This window comes from Halomonas sp. RT37 (assembly GCF_040070525.1).
In the GTDB taxonomy this organism is placed as follows: domain Bacteria; phylum Pseudomonadota; class Gammaproteobacteria; order Pseudomonadales; family Halomonadaceae; genus Halomonas; species Halomonas litopenaei.
Genome location: NZ_CP098827.1, coordinates 2217586 through 2234300 on the forward strand (window position 1 = coordinate 2217586; position 16715 = coordinate 2234300).

The window sequence follows — 16715 nt, forward strand, 5'->3', positions numbered from 1 at the left end:
CGTGCAACCGGCTTCCCGTTCTTGCAGATCAGTACCTCCTGCCCGCGCTGAGCGGCAGCGATCCCGGAGTCCTTATCGAGAGTCCCGATTTCTGACCACGAACCACAGCCAGATAGCGACACTCAGCGACAGATAGACCACCAGCGGAAGGGCGAGAAACAGCGCCAGCACCTTGATCGAGAAACCTTCCTTGAAAAAGTAGACGATCAGCAGCAGCGGGAAGATGCTGGCAACCAGCAGCGGCCCAGCCTCACGCCGTATCCACTGGACGACCGCGGTGGTCTTGTTGCGCATAAGCGTCCTCTGGTGGTCGTGGTTGGTGTTGCAGGAACAGCCGGAGCACCACTGACGACATCTTCCTGCCGGTGATGTCGGCGACGTTGTGCCGGTGATCTTCGCAGGGACTACAACGAGATGGTGACTCGCCTGGCTGCGCGCCTTCAGGGCGTCGAAGAAAGGCCGTCGGCGCACGTGTAATCCTGCAGGCGCTGCCGACGGCCTGCTGCATCGCAGATCAGAGCATCTCTTCGATGTTGTTGATGGTGGGTTCGAGAATCAGCTCGCCTGTGCCCTGTTGCACCACGCGATTGGGTTCGATGAAGCAGGTCACTAGGCACCTGGCGCTTTCACCACCATCAGAGATGGTGAAGGTCTTCTTGGTGGAGACAACCCTGCCCTGCACAAAGACCAGGCTGGTTTTTTCGCCTTCCTCCGCCGTGAAGGGAAGCTCGATCAGATCATCGGTAGCTGGAACTTCCTGCAAGGAGTCGATCTGGTGCTCCGGCATTTCCAGTGGCGTGGGTTTCAGCAACAGTGGCTCTAGGGACTTGGTGTTCAGGGAGTCCGTAAGCTGAAACATCAGTCGGTAGTTCATGTCAGTTCCTGATTGGTGTCGTGAGACGCAGCCACTGCTGTGCGTCGATTTCCTGCCGGCCATTCCTGCTCGCCCTGGCGGCTGCTCGAGACGAGCAGGTCTACCCCGTCTGCTGCCTTGTATCCGTTGGCCGGCAGATGTCGGGTATGGAACGCCAGAGAATTCAACCATTTGTCGAATAAGATCAGGCTAATATATAGCATTGGTAATATCCGATCGCCAGCACTTTACGGTGAGGGTTCGATGCGGCGGCTGGCGGTATAGAGGCACTGAGCGCAGGTCGCGGTAGCACCCTCGGTCCCGCAGGGGCATCGGCTCCAGACAGCGCGATGTAACGGCGCCACGAGGAGGAAAAAGCGAGAAGGGTGAAAGTAGCAAGTGGGCCGAGTGGATAGTGCAGGAGATAGTGCTGTCGATAGCGGAGTAAAAAGAGGAGTGGGGTCAGTTCAGGCGGTGCCCACGTGTGAACTCGATGCGATGAGAAGGGGGGGCGAAAACGACGAAAAACGGCCACCGCTCTGATGAGCAAGGTGACCGTCATTCTTGAATTCAGTGGTCGGAGCGACAGGATTCGAACCTGCGACCTTTGCAACCCCATTGCAACGCGCTACCAAGCTGCGCCACGCTCCGACTTGGCCTATGGGTTGTGTGACCGTCTGGCCTGTCCCCCGAAGACGAGGCGTATACTAGCGCGTTCATTTCAAAATGAAAAGCCCCTTTTGCGCTTTTATTTCAATTGGTTGGAAATTGACCAGTCCCGGGCGTCAGCGCTGCCCACTTTGTCCGTGCTCTGACACACTATTGGTAGGCAATGGGACACGAGGAGGACCAGGGAATGCCGCTGATTCTGGGAATGAGTCTACTGCTGGCGTGTCAGTTCGCTGGTGAGTTGATCGCGCGGGGGCTGACGTTACCGATACCCGGGCCGGTGATCGGAATGGTGATCCTGCTGATCGGGCTGTCGATTCGCGGCAAGGTGCCGAAGAGCCTGCGTACGACAGGGGAAGGTCTGCTGCGTTACCTGACGCTTCTGTTTGTGCCTGCGGGTGTCGGGTTGATGGTGCATGGCCGCCTGATCGCCGATGACTGGCTCGCCATTGCGGCGACGCTGGTGCTGTCCACGGCCTTGACCCTGGCGGTCACCGCCTGGGTCATGGCAAGGCTGGCTGCTCGCCGGGGAGGTCAGTAATGGATGTGGCCGAACTCGATGAGCTGTGGGTCTATCTGTCCGGCAATCCGCTGTTGTCGCTGCTGGTCACGCTGTTGGCGTTCGCCCTGGCGGTGCGCATCAACAAGTGGCTGGGCGGCACGCCGCTGCTTCACGCGGTGACCCTGAGTATTGCCCTGATCATCTCCTTCCTGCTGGTCACCGGGATCGACTACGCCACCTACTTCGAGGGCGCCCAGTTCATCCACTTTTTGCTGGGGCCAGCCACGGTGGCGCTGGCCATCCCGCTGTATGACCATCGCGAGCGGGTGCGTCAGCTACTGCTGCCGCTGTTGGTAGCTTGTGGCGCGGGTATCGTGACCGCGGTGGCCTCGACCCTTGGTATTGCCCTGTTGTTCGGGGCGGCGCCAGAAACCGTGCTGTCGTTGGCGCCGCGCTCGGTAACGTCGCCCATCGCCATGGGGGTGGCGGAGAAGATAGGCGGTATTCCGTCGCTGGCGGCGGGGCTTGTGTTGATTACCGGCTCCATCGGCTGTGCGCTGGGGCCGTTCATCTTTCGTCTACTCGGCATCAAGGACCCGGTGATCCAGGGCTTTACCATGGGACTCTCCGCCCACGGCTTTGGTACGGCCCAGGCGTTCGCCAAGCTGGGGGCCATGGCCGGCGCCTTCTCTGGTCTTGCCATGGGTCTGACGGGCTTGATCACCGCCTTTTTGCTGCCGCTGATTGTGGCGATATTCGGACTCTGACCTTCGTCTAATGCGCAACGCAAATTGTCTCCGGCTGAACTATGGTCAAGCGAAGGGATTGGGCCGGAGGTCAAGATGTGGAAGACCATCAAGTCGGTACTCGCCGCGTTTTTCGGCGTGCAACGCGAGTCCCGGCGTCAGGAAGACTTCACCACCGGCAAGGCGTCCAGCTTTATCGTCGTAGGCATCCTCATGGGGGTGCTGTTTGTCGTGATTCTGATCGTGATCGCCACCCTGGCGGCGGGTTGAGTGACCCGTTGGCAGGGTGGCGTCTTGCGTTGACGGCTCGGCCCGCTACACGCGGGGCAGTGACCAGGCTCTTCTATACTCGAGCCATTGGCGAGCGAACAAGATAACAACGAGCTCCAGGAGGCATCGATGCGCATGCGGCATGTGTGGATGACTGCGGGAACGCTGTTCGCAGGACTCGGAGGGCACCTCCAGGCGTCCGACTGGAACATGCCGGTCGGGGTGACGGACGTCAGTCGTGAGGTGTATTCGCTGCACATGACGATCTTCTGGATCTGCGTGATCATTGGCGTGGTAGTCTTCGGCGCCATGTTCTACTCGCTGTTCCGCTATCGTCACTCCCAGGGCGCAAAGGCCGCCAAGTTCCATGAGCACACCACCGTCGAGGTGATCTGGACGGCCCTGCCGTTGCTCATTCTGGTCGGCATGGCAGTGCCGGCTACCGCCACGCTCAAGAAGATGTACGACGCCTCCGACGCCGACCTGGATGTGATGGTGACCGGCCAGCAATGGCGCTGGCACTACAGCTACCTGGGTGAAGATGTCGACTTTACCTCCAACCTTGCGACCCCCCGCGAGCAGATCTCCGGCGAGAGCGAGAAGGGGGAAAACTATCTACTCGAAGTCGATGAACCACTGGTGCTGCCGGTGGGCAAGAAGGTACGCCTGCTGCTGACCGCCGACGACGTCATCCACTCATGGTGGGTGCCCGAACTGGCGGTCAAGCAGGACGCGGTGCCAGGCTTCGTCAACGAAAACTGGGTGCGCATCAACGAGCCCGGCATCTATCGCGGCCAGTGCGCGGAACTCTGCGGCAAGGATCACGGTTTCATGCCAGTGGTGGTCGAGGCGGTCGAGCAGGAGCAGTTCGATACCTGGTTGGCCGAGCGCAAGGCCGCTGCTGCCCAGGAGGCCCAGGGGGTGGATCGCGAGTGGTCCATGGACGAACTGATGGAGCGTGGCGAGCAGGTCTACGGCTCCATCTGCGCCTCCTGTCACCAGGCCGATGGTAGTGGCCTGCCGCCTGCCTTCCCGGCGCTGGCGGGCAACCAGGCATTGCTGGACGAGCCGGAGCGCCATCTGGATACCGTCGTCAATGGTGTCTCGGGTACCGCCATGCCGGCCTTCCGCACCACCCTGAATCCGGTGGAGATCGCCGCCGTCATCACCTACGAACGCAACGCCTGGGGTAATGAGACAGGCGAGGTGACCCAGCCGGCCGATATCGCCGACATGCTGTCCGAGTAGCCGGACGAACGGCTGTCGGGATCGCGATTGGAGCAGCCGTTCAGGTGCCGGGAAATGCAAGCACAAGAGATGAACGAGCAAGGGAATAGCGAACAAGGGATGGTCGACGAACGACCAGTCCGAGCAACCGGGGGCTCTCAGGAGTCACGTTGAACGCACCATCGACGCCCGCCAAGAGTCAGGCAGGCGGCCAACAGGGGAGATCTTCGCCATGGCGTCACTGCCTCCCAAGCATCGACTCGAGTCGTCGGCCTCCGAGGCCAGCTCGGCGGGACACGACGAGCATCACTATCGCCCAGGCGGTCTGATGCGCTGGGTACTGACCACCAATCACAAGGAGATCGGTACCCTTTATCTGATCTTCTCCTTGACCATGTTTCTGATCGGTGGGGTCTTCGCGCTGGTGGTGCGGGCCGAATTGTTCCAGCCCGGTCTTCAGCTGGTGCAGCCCGAGTTCTTCAACCAGATGACCACCATGCATGGCCTGATCATGGTGTTCGGCGCGGTGATGCCGGCTTTTGTCGGGCTGGCCAACTGGATGGTACCGCTGCAGATCGGGGCGCCGGACATGGCGCTGCCGAGGCTCAACAACTTCAGCTTCTGGCTGCTGCCGATCGCCTTTACCCTGATGTTAAGTACGCTGTTCATGCCGGGCGGGGCACCGAATTTCGGCTGGACCTTCTATGCGCCGCTGTCCACCACCTACGCGCCGCCGTCCACCACCTTCTTTATATTATCGCTGCACATCGCCGGTATCAGCTCGATCCTGGGGGCGATCAATATCATCGCCACCATCCTGAACCTGCGCGCACCGGGCATGCGCCTGATGGACATGACCCTGTTCGTCTGGACCTGGTTGATCACCGCCTTCCTGCTGATCGCGGTAATGCCGGTGCTGGCCGGGGTGGTCACCATGATGCTGATGGACATCAACTTCGGCACCAGCTTCTTCAATGCCGGCGGCGGTGGTGATCCGGTGCTGTTCCAGCATCTGTTCTGGTTCTTCGGGCATCCCGAGGTCTACATCATGATCCTGCCGGCCTTCGGCATCGTTTCGGTGATCATTCCGACGTTCGCCCGCAAGCGGCTGTTCGGCTATGCCTCCATGGTTTACGCCACCGCTTCCATCGCCATCCTGTCGTTTTTGGTGTGGGCACACCACATGTTCGTGGTGGGGTTACCGTTGGTGGCGGAGCTGTTCTTCATGTACAGCACCATGCTGATCGCAGTGCCGACCGGGGTGAAGGTGTTCAACTGGATCACCACCCTGTTCCGGGGTTCGATCAGCTTCGAGCCGGCGATGCTGTTCGCCATCGCCTTTGTGGTGCTGTTTACCATCGGTGGCTTCTCGGGGCTGATGTTGGCGATCTCGCCGGCGGACTTCCAGTACCACGACACCTACTTCGTGGTGGCGCACTTCCACTACGTGCTGGTGCCCGGCGCGGTGTTCTCGATCATGGCGGGGGTCTACTACTGGCTGCCCAAGTGGACCGGCCACTACCCGCACCTGCGGCTGTCCCAGTGGCACTTCTGGCTGTCGATGATCGGGGTCAATCTGACCTTCTTCCCGATGCATTTTTCCGGGCTTGCCGGCATGCCGCGAAGAATTCCCGACTACTCGTTGCAGTTTGCCGACTTCAACATGCTCTCCAGTATCGGTGCCTTCATGTTCGGCTTCTCGCAACTGTTGTTCGTGATCATCGTGATCATGTGCGTGCGGGGCGGCAAGAAGGCGCCGGCCAAGGCCTGGGATGGCGCCGAGGATCTTGAATGGACGGTGCCGAGCCCGGCGCCTCTGCATACCTTCGAGCACCCGCCTCAGTATCGGCCGGTGGAGCACTGAGTCGGGAGTGTCGCCATGACGGACGTCGTCGAGGATCGCAGTCCCCAGGTTCGACGAACCGTGGTGAAGACTCTGGTGGTGCTGGCGGGGATGTTTGGCTTCGCGTTTGCCCTGGTCCCGCTGTATGACGTCTTCTGCCAGGTGACGGGACTCAACGGCAAGACCTCGACCAGCGCACAGACGCTGGTGCACGAAGAGGTCGATACCGAACGCACGGTGACGATGCAGTTCGTGACCCGTAGCAGTGCGGGATTGCCGTGGAAGCTGGAGGCCCACAGTCGCCAGGTTCGGGTTCACCCAGGGCAGAGCACGGAGGTGTATTTCACCTTTCGCAATCTGGGTGACCAGGCGCTGGTGGCAAGGGCGGTGCCCAGCGTGACCCCGTCTCCGGCGTCGTTACATCTGCGCAAGCTGGCCTGTTTCTGTTTCGACAATCAACGGCTGGCGCCGGGGGAGAGCTTCGAGGCGCCACTGGTGTTTCAACTGACCCGCGATCTCCCCGAAGAGATCAAGACCGTGACCCTGGTGTACACGCTCTACCCGCAGGACCAGGGACCGGACGTGGCGGTGGCGACGGTGGCCGACGGCGCACCGGGCAGTGACAAGGGACGCCGACCGGCGTCTGGCGAAGATCCAGGAGGTGAAGCATGAGTGGTGGCAGCTACTACGTACCCGCGACCAGCAAGTGGCCGATCCTCGGTTCCCTGGCCATGGGCGTGATGATGGTCGGCGGGGGCACCTGGCTGGTGCACGGGGCGGCGGGGTCGCCGATCATGCTGGCGGGGCTGGTGGGCATCCTGGCGGTGATGGTGCTGTGGTTCAGGGATGTCATCAAGGAGTCCATGTCAGGGCTCTATGACGCCCAGATGGATCGGTCCTTCCGCTGGGGCATGGGTTGGTTCATCTTCTCGGAAGTGATGTTCTTCGGCGCCTTCTTCGGTGCGCTGTTCTATGTGCGGACTTTGGCGCTGCCATGGCTCGATGGTGAAGGTGCCAAGGGCGTGTCGGCATTGCTGTGGCCCGACTTCACCGCCAGTTGGCCGCTGGAGAACCCACCGGACAGCGCCATCTCGGGGCCGACCGAGACCCTGAGCCCTTGGCAGCTGCCGCTGGTCAACACCCTGCTGCTGGTGTCCTCGAGCATTACCCTGACGGTCGCCCACGAAGCGTTGAAGATGGGGGAGCGTCGCGCTACCCACAACTGGTTGTTCGGTACGGTGCTGCTGGGCACCTTCTTCATCATCATCCAGGGGGTCGAGTACTACGAAGCCTACCATCACCTGGGCCTGACTCTGGAGGCGGGCATCTACGGCTCGACCTTCTTCATGCTGACGGGCTTCCATGGCCTTCACGTCATCATCGGCACCATCATCCTGGCCAGCATCCTGATGCGTATCCGCAAGGGCCATTTCAGTGGCGACAACCACTTCGGTTTCGAGGCGGCGGCCTGGTACTGGCACTTTGTCGACGTGGTCTGGCTGGGGCTGTTCATCTTTGTCTACGTGTTCTGAGGCAGGCGGCGTGGGGGCCGCTCAGCCGATCGTACCGGTGGCGAAGCCATAGGCCAGCAACGCCAGCAGCAGGGCGGCCAGGGCTACCCGGATCTTTAGCGAGACCAGCAGGCGGCGTGAGTGGCTGTCGTCCTTGAGCAGGAAGCCGACCCCGGCCGCGAGACTGGCCAGCATGGCCACGAACACGATCAGAATCAGGATCTTGAGCAGCATGGTGAGAGTCCGTTCGAGTGAGGGGAAAAGGCGTGGTCCGGGTCGGCTGGTGGCCTGGTGCCTGCTGTGTGCAGCGCTGATGGCGCTGGGTATCGGCCTTGGACTATGGCAGTGGGAGCGCGCCGCCGGCAAGCGCGACTATCTTGCAAACCTTGCCGAGGCACCGACCTTGAACATGCCAGGGACATTGCCGCCGGACGGCAGCCGCCTGTCGCTCGAAGGCGTCTTTCAGGCCGACGAAACCCTCTACCTGGACAATCGGATGCTCGGCAATCGACTCGGGGTGGCGGTGCTCACGCCCTTTGTCGACGTCGAGGGACAGCGGTGGCTGGTGGAGCGCGGCTTTCTCGAGACAGGGGTGTCGCGCCAGGCGCCCCACGCAGCGACGCCGAAGGGGCTGGTGTCGCTGAGCGGTGACTGGCAGGCGGATGGCCGGCGTACGCCGCGGTTCGGTGACAACCTCGAAGGCACGCGACTGCAGCGCATCGAACTCGGAGCCTGGGACGAGGAGTTCAGCTTTGCCGGTTGGCTGCATCAGCGCCAGGGTCCCGGGCATCTGGAGGACTGGTGGACGCCTAACGTCATGCCACCAGAGCGACATCTGGCCTATGCACTGCAGTGGTGGGGGCTTTCGCTGGTGGCGCTGCTGGCGCTGCTGTTTGGAGGTCGACGACTCTATCGCGATCTTTGCGCGGCGGGCGTCACGAGCGCTGAAAGGTCAATTGTTGATATGTCCGCCAGGCAAGAACGCTAAGGCCGAGAGATGGCGAGACTGCGAAAGAAAACCGCGGAAGACAACAACGCCGCGAAAGACAGGAAAGGGTCGAAAGACAAGCGACATCGGCGAGGGCAAGAGGCTAGCGCGAGAGCACGACACTAGCGCGAGAACGACAGATACCCGATAGCCCAGCGGACACGACAGGACCGAACGTGTCGACGCAAGGAGTGGAGGTGCGAGGATGACGACGATGGGGTGGCAGCGGCTGAAGCTGGTCGCACTGATCGCGATCTTTGTGATGCCCATGGCGCTTGCCTGGGGCATGGTCGAGTTCCGTATCGGGATTCCCGACAACCGTACCGCCCACGGGGCGCTTGATGCCGATGTGCCGCCGCTGTCCCGGTGGCCGGCTCTTGAGCGCACAGACATTGCCAGTCGCGATCGTGGAGGGGAGGTCGCGGCGCATGCCTGGACCCTGGCCTACGATTGCGGCGATAGCTGCGCCGAAGACGCGGATCGCTGGTGGCGCCTGCACCGAGCGCTGGGCAAGGACGCCCATCGTCTGAGTCGGTTGCGCGTAGGCGGAGACGCTGCCGCCTTGCCTGGCGAGTCGCTGATGACCTGGACCGAGTCGCCGGAGTGGGCCAGTCAGGGGCAGGCGTGGCTGCTTGACCCCCAGGGGTGGGTGGCGGTCGCCTATCCTGCCGGGGTGGAGACCCGGGCGGTGATGGACGACATCGAGCATCTGTTCAAGCGCAACCCCGAGCCACCGCTTGCTGTCCTGGGCGAAGATCCCGGTGAGGCCGAGGCTACGCAAGGTGCCACCGAACTGGTCAGTCTGCACGACAGCAAAGGTGCCAGCGAAGACGCCCGCCAGGAGGTGCGCCATGAATGATCGACGCCTGGCGACGCTGCGGCTCTTGAGTCTGGTGGGGGCCCTGTTCACCGCTCTGGTCATCATGGCCGGTGCCTTCACCCGGTTGCTGGATGCGGGGCTGGGTTGTCCCGACTGGCCGGGGTGCTATGGGGCGCTGGTCGTGCCCGATGCAAGCAGCGCTCTGCTGCATAGTCCGGATGCACCGCTGGAGGCATCCAAGGCCTGGATGGAAATGATTCATCGCTACCTGGCCGGATGTCTCGGGGTCATGGTGATGGCCCTGCTGGTGCTGGCCTGGCCCAGGCGGCGCAAGCCTGGGTTTCCCTGGCGTCTGATGCTGATGCTGTTCGCCGCCTTGATGGTGCAGGGGGCCTTCGGTGCCTACACCGTGACCCTCAAGCTGTGGCCCCAGGTGGTAACCCTTCACCTGCTGGGTGGACTCACGGTGATGACGCTGTTCATCTGGCTGCATCTGCGCCTGCGTCGTGTCGCCAGGGGCGAGGCGGCGCTCGCTGCCCGACCACTGGGGGCGCTGATGGGGGTGGCCACCATGCTGCTGGTGCTGCAACTGGCGTTGGGAGGCTGGACCTCCAGCAACTACGCGGGCATCGCCTGTCAGGGGTTTCCCACCTGCAATAGCCAGTGGGTGCCCGACACCGACTGGGGTGAGGGCTTTCACCTTACCCAGACGGTGGGGCCCAACTATCTGCACGGGGCCCTGCACGCCGAAGCACGCACGACGATCCATCTGGCCCATCGGCTGGGAGCGCTGGTGTTGACGCTGGCGCTGGCACTGGTGGTGATCCGTCGCTGGCATCGCCGTGAGATGCGGCCCTGGCTGCTGACGCTGGCCGGGGCGACGGCTTTGCAGGTCGCCCTGGGTATCGCCAATGTGCTGCTGTGGCTGCCGCTGGGCCTGGCGCTTCTGCATACTGCCGGCGCGGTACTGCTGGTCTTCAGTTTTACCCTGGTGGCGTGGAAGCAGCGCCATTCAAGACAGGCGGTGAAGGGACGTCAACGTCAGACCAGAGGAGGGTGGCTCCATGCGTGAAGCACAGGCCATGGGGGCAGCGACCCATCCGCTATGGCGTGACTTGCTGACGTTGTGCAAATGGCGAGTGGTCATGGTGATGCTGGTATGCGCCCTGGTGGGGATGTTGCTGGCGATTCCCGGTGCGATATCGCCAGCTGCGCTTAACGCCATGGTGTGCGGGCTTATCGGGATTGCACTGGCCGCCGCCGGGGCGGCGGCGATCAACCACGTGGTGGATCGCAAGCTGGATGCGCGGATGCATCGCACCTCGCGGCGCCCGCTGGCGTCCGGTCGCTTGTCGACGCCACTGGCGCTGGCCTGGGCGCTGTCATTGTCCACCTCGGGGGTGGCGCTGCTGGCGCTGACCGTCAATCCGTTGACCGCTTGGCTTACGCTGTTGTCGCTGGTCGGTTATGCGTTGATCTACACGGTGTTTTTGAAACGGGCCACGCCGCAGAATATCGTCATCGGTGGTGTCGCCGGTGCCGCGCCGCCACTGCTGGGCTGGACCAGCGTGACCGGGACAGTGGGAGCCGAGCCGCTGCTGCTCATGTTGATCATCTTTGCCTGGACGCCGCCGCACTTCTGGGCGCTGGCGATCTACAAACGCGATGAATACGCCGAGGCAGGGGTGCCGATGCTGCCGGTGACCCATGGCCTCGCCTTTGCCAGACTGCAGGTCTGGCTGTATGGCTGGTTGACAGTGGCGGCCACCTTGCTGCCGTTCACCATCGGCATGAGTGGGTGGCTCTATCTGGTCAGCGTCTGTGTGCTCAATCTACGCTTCATGCAGTGGAATCTCAGGGTCTGGCGTGGACACGACGAACAGGCGCCCTTGCAGGCCTTCTGGTTTTCCATTCGCTATCTGCTTGGCGTCTTTCTGGCCTTGTTGCTGGATCACTATCTGAGTATCGCCTTGAGTCCTGCATAGCCCCTGCCGTCATTCAACGGTTCGGTGTCACGGGAGTGTCATCGGCAGGTGGCAACAATGCAGACGGCAGTCACCGGTCTTTCTCGCGATGGATGGTTCAGCCTCTCTGGTAGATGTGTAGAATGCCCCCTTTGACCATCGCACAGGGGGCTGCATGTCCACGACGCTCGCTTATGCCTTGCTCGGGCTTGGCATTGTCATCATTGCCGCGTTGGCGTGGTACGCCTGGTCGTTGAAGAATGAGGTGCGGCGCCGAGAGGGAGTGATTCGGGACGAGGAACGTCGTGCCAGGGAAAATGGCCTGGAAAACCTCGGTCTGGTTGCGTCGGCGCTATTGCAGCGTCAGGTCGATGTGACCGAAGGCTGCTGGCGGTTGAAAGTATTGTTCGAGATCATCGATCCGGCACTGCTTGAGCGGCGCGAGTTCAGAGTCTTTGCCGAGGTCTACGAACAGACCCGTCATCTGCACACACATCAGGCGCGTCAAGAGCTTACGCCCAAGGAGCGGTTCGCTGAAGACAAGCAGCGACTGGCCGTGGAAGAAGCGAATCGCGACGATGTGCTGGCTGCGGCACAGGCTGCGCTGGATTTTCAAGCCCGTTACCCCGACTCTCTCAATTGAGCGATCTCGAACACTGTTCGATGAAGTGAATGACGGGCGGGTATCGCCTGTGCTAGTTTGATTGTACAGAAGCGATACGTCATGATATCGCCTGCAAGGGATTGGTCGTGCAGCAATTGTCTTGCACGATGGGCCGTTGGCAGAAGACGTTGAGATATTGGCGACTAATAGACTGGCTAGGCGCTGTATTTCATGCTTTTCTTGCCTATGAGGAAGTAGGGTACCTATCCTGTTTCTCGATCGGCACAACATTGGACCCGCTGAAGAACAGGGTTACCCGTATTCAGCATTGAGTGTCAGATAGAAGAAGGAGTCTTACATGAAAAAATCAACGACTGGCTTGCTGCTCGGTTCTGCACTGGTTGTCGGCCTCTCCGGCTGCGCCAGCTCCGCCTCTCAGTCCTCCTCCGGCATGAGCGCATCTGACGCCAAGCCGTGGTACCAGCACCCGATGGTGTGTGGTATCGCTGGTGGTCTGATCGGCGGTGGTATCGGCTACGGCACCACCAGCGATGACGACGAGGAAACCGGCGCTGCTGTCGGCGCGACCGTCGGCACCGTGGCTGGCGCTCTGCTGTGTGCCGAGCCGAACAAGGAGCCGATGAACGCTCCGAAGGATTCCGACGGTGACGGCGTCTACGACGCCAACGACCAGTGCCCGGGTACTCCGGCCGGTGTCGCCGTGGACGCAGTGGGTTGCCCGCTGGATTCCGACAACGATGGCGTGCCGGACTTCCAGGACCAGTGCCCGGGTACTCCGGCTGGCGTCGAGGTCAACTCCCTCGGTTGCGAAAAGGACCTGGTCCTGCGTGACGTGAACTTCGAGTTCGACTCCGCCGTCCTGACCGCTCAGGCTGAGCAGGTTCTGGCTGGTGTTGCCGAGCGTCTGCGCGCCAACCCGAACGTCGGCGTGCGCATCGAAGGTCACACCGACAGCGTCGGTTCCGACAGCTACAACAAGCAGCTGTCTCAGGAGCGTGCCGCTTCCGTTGCTCGCTTCCTGGCGAGCCAGGGTGTTCAGCCGAACCGCATGCGTGCCATCGGTTACGGTGAAGAGCAGCCCATCGCGACCAACGACACCGATGCAGGTCGTGCGGAAAACCGTCGTGTGGAACTGGGTGAGTGGCAGTAAGTCTGCCCTGACCGAGTCCGTCTCGATCGCCTGATCGAGCACGATGACATCAGCGAGGCGCCTTCGGGCGCCTCGCTGCGTTTCGGGTGGTGGTGGCCAGGCTTGCCATTCCGCTCGCTAAAGGTGTCGCGACGCCCTCCACAGGGGTAGAGCATGGCGCCGGCGGCGCCATTTCTGATATTCTATGTCGCTGTTTCACCCCTCGAATCCATTTTGGCGACACGTGATCCCTGGTATGGATCACCACTGCGCACAAGGACAGCTTGCATGCCCATCGTGACACTGCCTGACGGCAGTCAGAGAACCTTCGATTCCCCCCTTAGCGTCATGGAACTGGCCGAGAGCATCGGCCCGGGACTTGCCAAGGCCTGCGTGGCCGGCAAGATCGACGGCGTATTGGTGGACGCCGCGGACCTGATCGAGACGGACGCCGAGGTGGCGATCCTGACCGCACGTGACGAGGAAGGCATGGAGATCATCCGGCATTCCTGTGCCCACCTGATCGGGCACGCGGTCAAGCAGCTCTATCCCGAGGCCAAGATGGCCATCGGCCCGGTGATCACCGACGGCTTCTATTACGACATCGATTTCGGCCAGTCGATCACCCCGGAAGACCTCGAGACCATCGAGAAGCGCATGAAGCAGCTGATCGATGAAGAGTACGACGTGGTCCGCGAGTACGTCGATCGCGATGCCGCGATGCTGGAATTCCTGCATCGCGATGAGCCCTACAAGCAGGAAATCGTGCGCGGGATTCCCGAAGGCGACACTATTCGCCTCTACCGCCACAAGGAATATACCGACATGTGTCGTGGGCCCCACGTGCCCAACACGCGTCACCTCAAGGCGTTCAAGCTGACCAAGCTGGCCGGTGCCTACTGGCGCGGCAATGCCGACAACGCCATGCTGACCCGCATCTACGGCACCGCCTGGGGCGACAAGAAGCAGCTCAAGGCCTACCTGCACCGCCTCGAGGAGGCCGAGAAGCGCGATCACCGCAAGCTGGCGCGTCGTCTCGACCTCTTCCACATGCAGGAAGAGGCGCCGGGCATGGTGTTCTGGCACCCCAACGGCTGGACCCTGTGGCAGCGCGTCGAGCAGTACATGCGCGGCGTCTACAAGGAGGGCGGCTATCAGGAGATTCGCTGTCCCCAGATCATGGACGTGTCGTTGTGGAAGAAGTCCGGCCATTGGGATAACTACGCCGACGGCATGTTCTTCACCGAGTCCGAGAAGCGTGAGTACGCGCTCAAGCCGATGAACTGCCCGGGCCACGTCCAGGTGTTCAACTCCGGCCTGCGCAGCTACCGTGAACTGCCGGTGCGCTTCGGCGAATTCGGCGGCTGTCACCGTAATGAGCCGTCCGGCGCGCTGCACGGCATCATGCGAGTGCGCGCCTTTACCCAGGACGACGGCCACATCTTCTGTACCGAAGAACAGGTGCAGCCTGAGGTGACGAGCTTCCATCGCCAGGCACTCAAGGTCTACAGCGACTTTGGCTTCGAGGATATCGCGATCAAGATCGCCCTGCGCCCGGAAAAGCGCATCGGCGACGACGACACCTGGGATCGTGCCGAGAACGCCCTGCGTGGCGCGCTGGAGGCCTGTGGGGTCGAGTGGCAGGAGCTGCCGGGCGAGGGCGCCTTCTATGGTCCCAAGATCGAGTATCACATGAAGGACTGCCTGGGCCGAGAGTGGCAGGTCGGGACCATGCAGGTCGACTTCATGATGCCCACGCGCCTGGGTGCCCAGTACGTGACCGAAGAGGGCGAACGCAAGCCGCCGGTCATGCTGCACCGTGCCATCGTCGGTTCCATGGAGCGCTTCATCGGCATCCTGATCGAGCACTACGCCGGCGCCATGCCGCTGTGGCTCGCGCCGGAGCAGGCGGTGGTGATGATCATCACCGATGCCCAGAAGGAATACGCCGAAGCCTTGACCTCACGACTGCAAAAAATCGGTCTTCGCGTCAAGTCGGACTTGAGGAACGAGAAGATCGGCTTTAAAATTCGCGAGCATACGTTGCAGAAGGTACCCTATCTCCTGGTGGTCGGAGATAAGGAAGTAGAGGCCGACTCGGTGGCTGTGCGTACGCGCAGCGGCGAAAATCTGGGCACCATGACCGTGGACGCCTTTATTGAACGAGTTCAGGCCGAGCGGTACTAACGGGTAGGCGGCATGGGCCGCCCCCTCGTGTGAGGCTCTAGGCACGCACCTTCCCAGCTCTCGCACCTTCCAAAGCTACAGTGGAGACGGAACCATCAAGAGAAGCAACCCCAGAGGACGCCCCCAGGACAAGCGTCCGCCAATGAACGAGCGCATCACCGAAGATCAGGTCCGCCTGATCGCCAGCGACGGCGAACAGCTTGGCATCGTGGATACCCGCGACGCCCTTGAGCGTGCCGAAGCGGAAGGGATGGACCTCGTACAGATTTCCAATGCCGATCCGATCGTCTGCAAGATCATGGATTACGGCAAGTTCGTCTTCGAGCAGAAGAAGCAGAAAGCTGCTCAGAAGAAGAAGCAGAAGCAAATCCAGGTCAAGGAAGTCAAATTCCGTCCTGGCACCGACGAGGGTGACTATCAGGTCAAGATGAAGAACCTGATTCGATTCCTCGAAGGTGGCGACAAGGGCAAGGTCACCCTGCGTTTCCGCGGGCGTGAAATGGCGCACCAGGACATCGGCCGCAAGCTGATGGAACGGATCGCAGCGGATCTCGAGGAAATCGGGACCGTGGAATCCTTCCCCAAGATGGAAGGGCGCCAGATGATCATGATCATTGCCCCCAAGAAGAAGTGATCCGACGGCCGGTTCAACGATTGGTCAGCCTGTGAAGGCTGGCCATTGGCCCCGGATTTTCTAAAGAAACTCGAGCGGAGTTATTCTCATGCCGAAGATCAAGAGCAACAGCGGCGCTGCCAAGCGCTTCAAGAAGACTGCCAACGGCTTCAAGCACAAGCAGTCCTTCCGTAGTCACATTCTGACCAAGAAGTCCACCAAGCGTAAGCGTCAGCTGCGCGGCATGCAGCAGATCCACGACGCCGACAAGGCACTCGTGCGTCGCATGCTGCCGTACGTATAAACCCTTGGTGAACCCCCTTTAACGTCAGGAGAGTGCTATGACTCGTGTCAAGCGTGGTGTCGTCGCCCGTCGTCGTCACAAGAAGATCATGAAGCAGGCCAAGGGCTACTACGGTGCCCGTTCGCGCGTCTTTCGCGTTGCCAAGCAGGCCGTCATCAAGGCCGGCCAGTACGCGTACCGCGACCGTCGCCAGCGCAAGCGTCAGTTCCGTGCCCTGTGGATCCAGCGTATCAACGCCGGTGCCCGTCAGCACGGTCTGTCCTACAGCCGCTTCGTCGGTGGTCTGAAGAAGGCCGGTATCGAAATCGACCGCAAGGTCCTGGCTGACCTGGCCGTTCACGAGAAGGCAGCGTTTGCTGCCATCGTCGAGAAGGCCAAGGCTGCCCAGTAAGCGCGTTCGAATGATGAGCGAGCTCTCCCCATGGGGAGACGAGCGTTCATGATCGCCCCAGGGGAAGAGCAGC

At 61.6% G+C, this 16715-nt stretch carries 20 protein-coding genes and 1 tRNA gene; 17 read left to right on the forward strand and 4 right to left on the reverse strand.

Annotated elements, in window-relative coordinates; translation table 11 throughout:
• Nucleotides 1-72 precede the first annotated feature (72 nt).
• From NFG58_RS09370 to NFG58_RS09380, 3 genes are all read right to left on the reverse strand, one after another.
• Nucleotides 73-294 (reverse strand): hypothetical protein, encoded by a 222-nt coding sequence (locus tag NFG58_RS09370; RefSeq protein ID WP_124804712.1) that lies wholly within the window; start codon nucleotides 292-294, stop codon nucleotides 73-75.
• A gap of 220 nt (nucleotides 295-514) precedes the next feature.
• The gene (locus tag NFG58_RS09375) at nucleotides 515-874 is read right to left on the reverse strand and encodes a hypothetical protein (RefSeq protein WP_108133728.1); all 360 of its coding nucleotides are present in this window, start codon (nucleotides 872-874) and stop codon (nucleotides 515-517) included.
• 553 nt (nucleotides 875-1427) lie between these two features.
• Nucleotides 1428-1504 (reverse strand) — tRNA-Pro (locus NFG58_RS09380).
• A gap of 205 nt (nucleotides 1505-1709) precedes the next feature.
• Here NFG58_RS09380 and NFG58_RS09385 point away from each other — a divergent pair.
• The 7 genes from NFG58_RS09385 to NFG58_RS09415 all read left to right on the forward strand — a co-directional run bounded on the left by NFG58_RS09385 (nucleotide 1710) and on the right by NFG58_RS09415 (nucleotide 7642).
• Complete coding sequence (locus NFG58_RS09385; RefSeq protein ID WP_045991507.1) at nucleotides 1710-2063, forward strand: CidA/LrgA family protein; 354 nt, start codon at nucleotides 1710-1712, stop codon at nucleotides 2061-2063.
• Nucleotides 2063-2791, forward strand: a complete 729-nt coding sequence (locus tag NFG58_RS09390; protein WP_045991506.1) for an LrgB family protein — start codon at nucleotides 2063-2065, stop codon at nucleotides 2789-2791. Before NFG58_RS09385 ends, NFG58_RS09390 begins: the two co-directional genes overlap by 1 nt.
• A 75-nt stretch (nucleotides 2792-2866) precedes the next feature.
• Nucleotides 2867-3040, forward strand: a complete 174-nt coding sequence (locus tag NFG58_RS09395) for a DUF2970 domain-containing protein (RefSeq protein ID WP_083970217.1) — start codon at nucleotides 2867-2869, stop codon at nucleotides 3038-3040.
• Nucleotides 3041-3175: 135 nt separating this feature from the next.
• Nucleotides 3176-4288: a cytochrome c oxidase subunit II gene (gene coxB, locus NFG58_RS09400; protein ID WP_253556447.1), complete on the forward strand. Its 1113-nt coding sequence runs from the start codon at nucleotides 3176-3178 to the stop codon at nucleotides 4286-4288.
• A gap of 211 nt (nucleotides 4289-4499) precedes the next feature.
• Nucleotides 4500-6131: a cytochrome c oxidase subunit I gene (gene ctaD, locus NFG58_RS09405; RefSeq protein WP_221621195.1), complete on the forward strand. Its 1632-nt coding sequence runs from the start codon at nucleotides 4500-4502 to the stop codon at nucleotides 6129-6131.
• A 15-nt stretch (nucleotides 6132-6146) separates the two neighbouring features.
• Nucleotides 6147-6782, forward strand: coding sequence for a cytochrome c oxidase assembly protein (locus tag NFG58_RS09410; RefSeq protein WP_124804714.1), 636 nt, complete (start codon nucleotides 6147-6149; stop codon nucleotides 6780-6782).
• The gene (locus NFG58_RS09415) at nucleotides 6779-7642 is read left to right on the forward strand and encodes a cytochrome c oxidase subunit 3 (protein WP_045991504.1); all 864 of its coding nucleotides are present in this window, start codon (nucleotides 6779-6781) and stop codon (nucleotides 7640-7642) included. The genes NFG58_RS09410 and NFG58_RS09415 overlap by 4 nt, the downstream gene beginning before the upstream one ends.
• 21 nt (nucleotides 7643-7663) lie before the next feature.
• Here the strand turns inward: NFG58_RS09415 and NFG58_RS09420 are convergent, their stop codons facing one another.
• Nucleotides 7664-7855, reverse strand: coding sequence for a DUF2909 family protein (locus tag NFG58_RS09420; protein WP_045991503.1), 192 nt, complete (start codon nucleotides 7853-7855; stop codon nucleotides 7664-7666).
• On the opposite strand from NFG58_RS09420, the gene NFG58_RS09425 reads away from it, so the two are divergent.
• From NFG58_RS09425 to rplT, 10 genes are all read left to right on the forward strand, one after another.
• A complete protein-coding gene (locus NFG58_RS09425; RefSeq protein WP_124804715.1) occupies nucleotides 7854-8609 on the forward strand; it encodes an SURF1 family protein in 756 nt (251 codons plus the stop codon). The two genes, NFG58_RS09420 and NFG58_RS09425, sit on opposite strands and share 2 nt — an antisense overlap.
• Before the next feature lie 205 nt (nucleotides 8610-8814).
• Nucleotides 8815-9468: a hypothetical protein gene (locus tag NFG58_RS09430; RefSeq protein WP_185696454.1), complete on the forward strand. Its 654-nt coding sequence runs from the start codon at nucleotides 8815-8817 to the stop codon at nucleotides 9466-9468.
• Nucleotides 9461-10501: a COX15/CtaA family protein gene (locus NFG58_RS09435; protein WP_124804716.1), complete on the forward strand. Its 1041-nt coding sequence runs from the start codon at nucleotides 9461-9463 to the stop codon at nucleotides 10499-10501. Before NFG58_RS09430 ends, NFG58_RS09435 begins: the two co-directional genes overlap by 8 nt.
• A complete protein-coding gene (gene cyoE, locus NFG58_RS09440; RefSeq protein WP_124804717.1) occupies nucleotides 10494-11414 on the forward strand; it encodes a heme o synthase in 921 nt (306 codons plus the stop codon). Before NFG58_RS09435 ends, cyoE begins: the two co-directional genes overlap by 8 nt.
• Before the next feature lie 154 nt (nucleotides 11415-11568).
• Nucleotides 11569-12036 carry a DUF2489 domain-containing protein gene (locus tag NFG58_RS09445; protein ID WP_045991499.1) on the forward strand — a complete coding sequence of 156 codons (468 nt, stop codon included), beginning with the start codon at nucleotides 11569-11571 and terminating at the stop codon, nucleotides 12034-12036.
• Between the two features lie 319 nt (nucleotides 12037-12355).
• A complete protein-coding gene (locus tag NFG58_RS09450) occupies nucleotides 12356-13168 on the forward strand; it encodes an OmpA family protein (protein WP_045991498.1) in 813 nt (270 codons plus the stop codon).
• 267 nt (nucleotides 13169-13435) lie between these two features.
• Nucleotides 13436-15334, forward strand: coding sequence for a threonine--tRNA ligase (gene thrS, locus NFG58_RS09455; RefSeq protein WP_348828040.1), 1899 nt, complete (start codon nucleotides 13436-13438; stop codon nucleotides 15332-15334).
• A gap of 94 nt (nucleotides 15335-15428) precedes the next feature.
• Nucleotides 15429-15968: a translation initiation factor IF-3 gene (gene infC, locus NFG58_RS09460; protein WP_083970214.1), complete on the forward strand. Its 540-nt coding sequence runs from the start codon at nucleotides 15429-15431 to the stop codon at nucleotides 15966-15968.
• Nucleotides 15969-16056: 88 nt separating this feature from the next.
• Nucleotides 16057-16251 (forward strand): 50S ribosomal protein L35, encoded by a 195-nt coding sequence (rpmI, locus tag NFG58_RS09465; RefSeq protein WP_045991495.1) that lies wholly within the window; start codon nucleotides 16057-16059, stop codon nucleotides 16249-16251.
• Between the two features lie 37 nt (nucleotides 16252-16288).
• On the forward strand, nucleotides 16289-16642 hold the full coding sequence (gene rplT / locus NFG58_RS09470; protein ID WP_045991494.1) for a 50S ribosomal protein L20: 354 nt from the start codon (nucleotides 16289-16291) through the stop codon (nucleotides 16640-16642).
• Nucleotides 16643-16715 lie beyond the last annotated feature (73 nt).

Bases quoted from the DNA above. Each gene is read 5' to 3' on its own strand.
- NFG58_RS09420 (WP_045991503.1), bottom strand. From the start codon at position 7,855: ATGCTGCTCAAGATCCTGATTCTGATCGTGTTCGTGGCCATGCTGGCC.
- rplT (WP_045991494.1), top strand. From the start codon at position 16,289: ATGACTCGTGTCAAGCGTGGTGTCGTCGCCCGTCGTCGTCACAAGAAG.
- rpmI (WP_045991495.1), top strand. From the start codon at position 16,057: ATGCCGAAGATCAAGAGCAACAGCGGCGCTGCCAAGCGCTTCAAGAAG.
- NFG58_RS09430 (WP_185696454.1), top strand. From the start codon at position 8,815: ATGACGACGATGGGGTGGCAGCGGCTGAAGCTGGTCGCACTGATCGCG.
- NFG58_RS09450 (WP_045991498.1), top strand. From the start codon at position 12,356: ATGAAAAAATCAACGACTGGCTTGCTGCTCGGTTCTGCACTGGTTGTC.
- NFG58_RS09445 (WP_045991499.1), top strand. From the start codon at position 11,569: ATGTCCACGACGCTCGCTTATGCCTTGCTCGGGCTTGGCATTGTCATC.
- coxB (WP_253556447.1), top strand. From the start codon at position 3,176: ATGCGGCATGTGTGGATGACTGCGGGAACGCTGTTCGCAGGACTCGGA.
- cyoE (WP_124804717.1), top strand. From the start codon at position 10,494: ATGCGTGAAGCACAGGCCATGGGGGCAGCGACCCATCCGCTATGGCGT.
- NFG58_RS09410 (WP_124804714.1), top strand. From the start codon at position 6,147: ATGACGGACGTCGTCGAGGATCGCAGTCCCCAGGTTCGACGAACCGTG.
- NFG58_RS09385 (WP_045991507.1), top strand. From the start codon at position 1,710: ATGCCGCTGATTCTGGGAATGAGTCTACTGCTGGCGTGTCAGTTCGCT.
- NFG58_RS09415 (WP_045991504.1), top strand. From the start codon at position 6,779: ATGAGTGGTGGCAGCTACTACGTACCCGCGACCAGCAAGTGGCCGATC.
- NFG58_RS09375 (WP_108133728.1), bottom strand. From the start codon at position 874: ATGAACTACCGACTGATGTTTCAGCTTACGGACTCCCTGAACACCAAG.
- NFG58_RS09395 (WP_083970217.1), top strand. From the start codon at position 2,867: ATGTGGAAGACCATCAAGTCGGTACTCGCCGCGTTTTTCGGCGTGCAA.
- ctaD (WP_221621195.1), top strand. From the start codon at position 4,500: ATGGCGTCACTGCCTCCCAAGCATCGACTCGAGTCGTCGGCCTCCGAG.
- NFG58_RS09390 (WP_045991506.1), top strand. From the start codon at position 2,063: ATGGATGTGGCCGAACTCGATGAGCTGTGGGTCTATCTGTCCGGCAAT.
- NFG58_RS09435 (WP_124804716.1), top strand. From the start codon at position 9,461: ATGAATGATCGACGCCTGGCGACGCTGCGGCTCTTGAGTCTGGTGGGG.
- thrS (WP_348828040.1), top strand. From the start codon at position 13,436: ATGCCCATCGTGACACTGCCTGACGGCAGTCAGAGAACCTTCGATTCC.
- NFG58_RS09425 (WP_124804715.1), top strand. From the start codon at position 7,854: ATGGTGAGAGTCCGTTCGAGTGAGGGGAAAAGGCGTGGTCCGGGTCGG.
- NFG58_RS09370 (WP_124804712.1), bottom strand. From the start codon at position 294: ATGCGCAACAAGACCACCGCGGTCGTCCAGTGGATACGGCGTGAGGCT.